Source organism: Kitasatospora griseola (assembly GCF_014648555.1).
GTDB lineage: Bacteria > Actinomycetota > Actinomycetes > Streptomycetales > Streptomycetaceae > Kitasatospora > Kitasatospora griseola.
This window is the reverse complement of sequence record NZ_BMRI01000078.1, coordinates 2,474-6,080: the sequence shown is the minus strand read 5'-3', so window position 1 is coordinate 6,080 and position 3,607 is coordinate 2,474. Positions and strand designations below refer to the sequence as shown.

The window sequence follows — 3,607 nt, the reverse complement described above, 5'->3', positions numbered from 1 at the left end:
CATCGTCCGCGAAGCGACGGTCACCGGTCGCGTCGGGCACGTACTTCACACAGACAACGATCCTCAAGCTCACGGCCTGCTCTCCTGTTACTGGTCCGATCCGGCGGCTGCGGCTGCGTCCGTGCGTGTCGAGCGGTCTCGGCACACGCGCGGGGCCCGCGGTCCGGGCGGCGCGCGCCGGTGCCCCGCCGGAACTCCCCGGCAGCATACTCATGAGTAGCTCAGCCGTCACTACTCGCCAGTAGCTTACGCTGCCGCAGGTCCGGGCGGGCACTCGCGCCACCGCCTTGGCCCATCCTGCCGCAGGGCGGGCCGACTGCCACCTGACCCGGCACCAGATCGCCTGTGAGATTGAACGCTAGACGGCCTCGCCGAGTGCCGCGATCACGTCCATCCGACGCGGCTGACCTGCCGCCCGGCGCACCACCCGGCCCGCGGCGTCCAGCACCAGCACGGTCGGGGTGCGCCGGATCTCCAGCCGGCGCACCAGCTCCAGCTGCGACTCGGCGTCCACCTCCACGTGCGCCACCCCCTCGACCATCCCGGCCACCTCGGCGAGTGTGCGCCGGGTCGCCCGGCACGGCTGACAGAAGGAGGTGGAGAACTGCACCAGCGTCGCCCGCTCCCCCAGTTCGGCGCCGAGTTCCGCCCCGGTCAGCCGCACCGCCTCGCCCTCGCCGCGCATCCGCCGCCTCCCGCCTCGCCGTTCCACCGTCGGGACCGGCCGGTCCGATCACCGGTCCGATCGCCGGTCCAGTGTGACAAACGCCGCCCCGGGCTCGAACAGTCCACCGGTGGGGCTGTCACGACCACTCTCCGTGCGACCCGACGTTCGACGCCCCCGCCCCGTCCCGCGCCGCCCGGGGCGCCGGGCCGGAGCCGCGCAACCGCCCCGGTTCGCCCGGATTTGCCTGCGGGGCACGGATCGCCGCCCGCCGGTCACCGCGCCGAACGCCCGGCCCCGGCCCGGCACTCCGGCTCCGCCCGCACCCGCCGGTCCGACCCGTGCGGTGCGCGGGCGTGACAGACCGTGCCCGTTCGGGGGATCATCGGAGGGAAACACCCGTGGCCGCCGCGGCGTGCCGCGACCCGTCGGCCCTGCCACCACGCCCCGGGATCCACCGCACCGGGCAGCAGGCCCGTGGGAAGTAGGACTGACCGTGGCAGAGTTCGTGTACCCGCCGGTGATCCGCACCGCGCTCACCGCGTTCAAGGCGCTGGACCTGCGGATCTCCATCGTCGGCGCCGAGCATGTCCCCGCCACCGGCGGCGCCGTCCTGGTCAGCAACCACATCAGCTACCTGGACTTCATCTTCGCCGGCTTCGGCGCCTACCGGGTGGCCCGCCGCAAGACCCGCTTCATGGCCAAGGACGACGTGTTCCGGCACCGGATCTCCGGCCCGCTGATGCGCGGCATGAAGCACATCCCGGTCGACCGCACCGACGGCCAGCCCGCGTACGAGGCCGCCGTCAAGGCGCTCCGCGAGGGCGAGGTGGTCGGCGTCTTCCCCGAGGCCACCATCAGCCGCTCGTTCATGCTGAAGAAGTTCAAGACCGGCGCCGCCCGGATGGCCGCCGACTCCGGCACCCCGCTGCTGCCCGTCATCCTCTGGGGCACCCAGCAGCTGTGGACCAAGGGCCGCCCGAAGACCCTGACCAAGCGCCACGTCCCCGTCACCATCATGATCGGCGAGCCGATCCACCTGACCGAGGCCGACAAGCCCGTCATGGTCACCCGCCGCCTGCGCGCCGCCATGTCGGAGATGCTCGACCGCGCCCAGCGCGACTACCCCGCCAAGCCGGCCGGCCCCGACGACTCCTGGTGGGTCCCCGCCCATCTCGGCGGCACCGCCCCCACCCTGGAGCAGGCCGAGGCCGAGGACGAGGCGGAAGCCGCCGCCAAGGCCGAACGCCGCGCCGCCCGCTGAGCCCGCCGCCCGTCGCCCTCGCCACCCGGCGGGGGCGACGGGCGCGCCGCTGGCCACGCACTCCGCGAACGGCGGGATGCCGACCTCGGGCCGCCGCCCGTCCGTCCGCACCGGGCCCTCGCACGGCACCGGTGCGCCGTCGTGCACCCCCGCGATCCGGGTGCCGTAGACCTGCGCCCGCCCTTCGTTCACCAGCACCCGGTCCCACAGGAACGCCGACTCCCGCGCCTTCCGCCACCGTCTGCTCCCTCGGCCGCAACGCCCGCCGCGCTGCACGTCCGGTTGCCGGGCCGTCGGGCGACGCCACCCCGACTGCTCCGCCGGAACACGTGAGGTGTCCCCGGGGCCGACAGCCCTTCGGCGCCGCTCAGCCGCCGAACCAGCCCGCCGCGTCCAGCCGGAAGCCGGACGGTCCGGTCAACTGCGCCAGACCGTCCTCAAGTTCGCGCAGCCGCTGCTCCCCCAGGGCCGCCGCCCAGCGTCCGCGGATCTGCTCGAACACCACCGCCGACCGGGCCAGCATGTCCAGGCCGAGCGGGGTCAGCCGCACCACCTTGCGCCGCGCGTCGCCCGGGTCGTCCGCCCGCTCCGCATAGCCGAGCGCCTCCAGCCGGTCCACGGTCTTCCCCGCGGCCTGCTTGGACACCCCCAGCCGCCGGCCGAGCTCGCTCGCCGTCGCCCCGTCCAGCCCGATCGCCTGCAGCGCGAAGCCGTGCGCGGGCCGCGCCTCGGGGTGACCCTGCCGGGCGAGTTCGGCGTGCAACTCGTCGATGATCGTGCGGAATCCGGCGAACAGCAGCAGCGGGAGCTCGAATCCGTTGCGCGGATCGACAACCTGGTTTACGTTTTGGTCAACCACGTTGTCCATTCTAGGACGCGCAGCCGCGGCACGCCCCGGCACACCTCTCACCACCCGAAAGAGATCGCCATGTCCGGCATCGCCACCCAGCACTTCCCCGACCTCACCCCCGAGACCGCCCCCGCCGCGTCCCGCCGCTCCCTGGAGGGCGTCGCCCACCACCTCGGCTACCTCCCGAGCGCCGCCGCCCGACTCGCCCAGTCACCCCAACTCCTCGACGGCTTCCTCAAGTTGACGGCGCTCTTCGACGCCACCGAACTCGACCCGGTGGTCCGCGAGACCGTCGTCCTGACCATCGCCACCCACAACGGCTGCCACGTCTGCGTCGCCATGCACACCGCCCAGCTCACCCGGCTCGCCGCCGACCCCGATCTGATCGCCGCCCTCCGCGCCCAACAGCCCCTCCCGGACGCCCGGTTGGAGGCCGTCCGCCGCTTCGTCCACTCCGCCCTCGACCACACCGGCGCCGTCCCCGAGCCCGACCTCGCCGCTTTCCTCGCGCACGGCTTCACGCCCCGCAACGCCCTGGAGATCGTCCTCGGCATCGGCGCCTACACCCTCTCCACCTTCGCCAACCGCCTCACCGACGCCCCCGTCGACCCCCAACTCGCGCCCTACGCCTGACCCTCCGCTCCAGCCGGTACGCTCCCCCGGTGACCGACCGCGGCCTCACCCTCCCCGCACTCCGGCACCAACTGGTGACCGCGGTCCTCACCCTGGCCGCCCCCGGCCTCCAGGACGCCGACTTCGACCCGGCCCCGCACCTCGCCACCCTCCTCACCGACGCGTGCGACGCGACCGCCCCCGTCCCCTGGCTCGG

At 74.0% G+C, this 3,607-nt stretch carries 4 protein-coding genes and 1 pseudogene; 2 read left to right on the top strand and 3 right to left on the bottom strand.

Going from position 1 to position 3,607, the window contains the following annotated elements; genetic code table 11:
- Positions 1-358: 358 nt before the first annotated feature.
- On the bottom strand, positions 359-685 hold the full coding sequence (locus IEZ12_RS36945; RefSeq protein WP_043909071.1) for a TlpA family protein disulfide reductase: 327 nt from the start codon (positions 683-685) through the stop codon (positions 359-361).
- 475 nt (positions 686-1,160) lie between these two features.
- Here IEZ12_RS36945 and IEZ12_RS36940 point away from each other — a divergent pair, with 475 nt between their 5' ends.
- Positions 1,161-1,928 carry a lysophospholipid acyltransferase family protein gene (locus tag IEZ12_RS36940; RefSeq protein ID WP_189278760.1) on the top strand — a complete coding sequence of 256 codons (768 nt, stop codon included), beginning with the start codon at positions 1,161-1,163 and terminating at the stop codon, positions 1,926-1,928.
- 66 nt (positions 1,929-1,994) lie between these two features.
- On the opposite strand, the pseudogene IEZ12_RS40470 reads toward IEZ12_RS36940, so the two are convergent.
- Positions 1,995-2,204 (bottom strand): annotated as a pseudogene (locus IEZ12_RS40470) (DUF6624 domain-containing protein); the annotation flags it as partial.
- Positions 2,205-2,295: 91 nt separating this feature from the next.
- A complete protein-coding gene (locus IEZ12_RS36935; protein WP_189278758.1) occupies positions 2,296-2,796 on the bottom strand; it encodes a MarR family winged helix-turn-helix transcriptional regulator in 501 nt (166 codons plus the stop codon).
- 60 nt (positions 2,797-2,856) lie between these two features.
- On the opposite strand from IEZ12_RS36935, the gene IEZ12_RS36930 reads away from it, so the two are divergent.
- Positions 2,857-3,411 carry a carboxymuconolactone decarboxylase family protein gene (locus IEZ12_RS36930; RefSeq protein ID WP_189278756.1) on the top strand — a complete coding sequence of 185 codons (555 nt, stop codon included), beginning with the start codon at positions 2,857-2,859 and terminating at the stop codon, positions 3,409-3,411.
- Positions 3,412-3,607: the final 196 nt, after the last annotated feature.

Excerpts from the sequence above, each read along its gene's own strand:
- IEZ12_RS36945 (WP_043909071.1), bottom strand. The coding sequence starts at position 685 with ATGCGCGGCGAGGGCGAGGCGGTGCGGCTGACCGGGGCGGAACTCGGC.
- IEZ12_RS36935 (WP_189278758.1), bottom strand. The coding sequence starts at position 2,796 with ATGGACAACGTGGTTGACCAAAACGTAAACCAGGTTGTCGATCCGCGC.
- IEZ12_RS36930 (WP_189278756.1), top strand. The coding sequence starts at position 2,857 with ATGTCCGGCATCGCCACCCAGCACTTCCCCGACCTCACCCCCGAGACC.